Below are 2,534 nucleotides of genomic sequence, written 5' to 3'. Positions count from 1 at the left end.
TGAATCTGGAGGGTTCTGTGTAGTCGCGGGCGCGATTGGGCGGGCGCGCACGGGTCGCGACTACATTGAAGCCTGATTGAACTGAACCGCGGGATGGCGGGCGGGGCTATGGGGATTTAGGGCTCGACAGTGTGTCCGAGGCGCCGGAGCGGGCTCGCCGATCGCTCCGGGGCAGTCGCCCGTCGTCGCGATGCAGGACCATCTGCGACGCGAGAGACGGCGCCATTGGGTCGTTGACGCTGAGGTGCAGCGTTGCTGGCGACAGCCAGGCTGCGACTTTGACTAGCGGCGCGCAAAGGCCCCGGCGGCGACTGTAGCAGACGCCGGGATGGACGGTGCGAGCGTGTCGGTGCGCGGCGTGTCATGAGGTGTTTGGCCAGGAGGGAGCCTTGCGCGGGATCGGGCCGAGCGAGGCCATGGCGCCGCCGCAGCCCGGACAGATGTCCAGGGAGCGCCCTGTGAGACAGCGGTAACGCTGGCGATAGTCGGCGGTCGGGTCCGGCGTCGGCGGCGTGGGCGCCGCCAGAAGAAGACGGCACTGGGCGAGTTTGGCGACGCGGTGGCCGTTGGCGAGGAGGCCGTAATGGCGGATGCGATGGAATCCGTCTGGAAGGGCGTGCAGCAGGAAGCGCCGGATAAACTCGTCGGCGCTTAAGGTCATGAGCTTGTGCTTGGACTTGTCGTGGTGGCGATAGTCCTTCCATCGGAAGCTGACCTTTCCCTGGTCCAGGCTCACGAGGCGGCTGTTGGCGATGGCGACGCGATGGGTGTAGCGGCCCAGATAGGCGAGGAGCTGTTCGGGACCGCCGAACGGGGGCTTGGCGTAGACGACCCATTCGATCCGCTTCAGTCCAGCCAGTTGGGCGCAGAAAGTGGCAGGGTCGGCCAGGCTGGCGAGATCGCTGAAGAAGCGAAGCTGGCCGGCGTCGAAGGCGTCCTGCAGGCGCTCCAGGAATAGCCGCCTGAACAGGCGCGACAGAACCCGCACGGGCAGGAAAAATCCCGACCGGCAGGCCACCCAGCGCTGGCCGTCCAGCGACAGGCCGCCGCCGGGCACGACGCAGTGGACATGCGGATGATGGTGGAGATTTTGACCCCAAGTATGAAGCACGGCGACCACGCCGATCTCGGCGCCCAGATGCCTGGGATCGGCCGCCGCCACCCTCAAGGCTTCGGATGCGGCCTTGAACAGGATCGCATAGACCGCCGCCTTGTTCTGGAAGGCGATCTCAGCGATCTGGGCCGGGACGGTGAAGACCACGTGGAAGTATGGGACCGGCAGCAGCTCAGCCTGCCGCTCGGCCAGCCACTGGGCGCGGGCTAGGCCCTGGCACTTAGGGCAGTGGCGGTTGCGGCAGGAGTTATAGGCTTGCCGCACGAGGCCGCAGTCGGTGCAGTGTTCGGCGTGACCGCCCAGGGCCGCGGTCCGGCACGCTTCCACCGCGGCCATGACCCGGCGCTCGACACGCCCGAGATGGCCGGCATGGTCGCGGCGATAATCAGCCCCGTGACGGTGGAATACATCCGCCACTTCCAGATCCGGGCGCATGGCGCGGGGCTCAGCCGGGCGGCGTGATCTCCATGTGGAGCTGATCAAAGGGACTGGCGGTCCGGCCGATCACAGCCGTTGAGACCTGGGCGTAGAGTGTCGTCGTCGCCAGGCTGCGATGGCCCAGCAGCACCTGAATGATCCTTATGTCCGTGCCGGCTTCCAAAAGGTGGGTGGCGAAGCTGTGGCGAAGGGTGTGCACCGTCACCCGCTTCTCAACGCCCAGGAACTCGCAGGCTGCTCGACAGGCGATCCCCAAGGTCTGCGGGTGGATCGGGCCGCGGCCATCGCGCCGGGGAAATAGCCATCGCCCCGGCTTGGTCAACCGCCAATAGACGCGCAAAATCTCCAGCAGCTGCGGCGACAGCATTACATAGCGGTCCTTGCCGCCCTTGCCCTGCTCGATGCGAATGACCATCCGGCTGCTATCGATGTCGCTCACCTGCAGACGCGCCGCCTCCGCGGCGCGTAAGCCCACCGCATAGGTGGTCATCAGAGCGACCCGGTTCCTCGTCCCCTTCACGGCCTGCAGAAAGCCGACCACCTCATCGGCACTCAGCACGACCGGCAACTTGCGCGGCGTCCGGGCGTAAGCGATCCGCTCAGGCAGATCAGATCGACCCAGCGTCACGCCGTAGAAGAAACGCAAGGCGCAAACGGTCTGGTTCAACGCGCCCACGAGACCCTTCGGCCCACCAAGTGGGCCTGATAGGCGCGCACCTCTTCGTATCCCAGTTGATCGGGTGATCGTCCAAAAAATCGACTGAACTTCGCCACGTGATGCACGTAGGATCGCTGGGTCTCCGGTGACAAATTGCGGATCGTCAGATCTTCAATCATCCGCTGACGCAGAGGGCTTATCTGGGCCATCTGGGGTTCTCCTGTCTGGAAGGTTGGCTCGACACCAAATCTTCTCAGACAGGGGCCTCCTCAGGCCAGACCCGCGCATCAGCTACCGCGGCAGCGGTTTAGTTCAATCAGATTT

Annotated in this window: 1 protein-coding gene and 1 pseudogene; both read right to left on the bottom strand. The window is 65.3% G+C overall.

Annotated features, from left to right (window positions below):
• Positions 1-361: 361 nt before the first annotated feature.
• The gene (locus FCU66_RS40230) at positions 362-1,549 is read right to left on the bottom strand and encodes an IS91 family transposase (RefSeq protein WP_136622820.1); all 1,188 of its coding nucleotides are present in this window, start codon (positions 1,547-1,549) and stop codon (positions 362-364) included.
• Positions 1,550-1,559: 10 nt separating this feature from the next.
• Positions 1,560-2,419: pseudogene (locus FCU66_RS40225) on the bottom strand (tyrosine-type recombinase/integrase).
• Positions 2,420-2,534 lie beyond the last annotated feature (115 nt).

This window comes from Mesorhizobium norvegicum (assembly GCF_004919685.1).
GTDB lineage: Bacteria > Pseudomonadota > Alphaproteobacteria > Rhizobiales > Rhizobiaceae > Mesorhizobium > Mesorhizobium norvegicum.
Note: the sequence above shows the minus strand (reverse complement) of the source record. Positions and strands in the feature narration are given on the sequence as shown.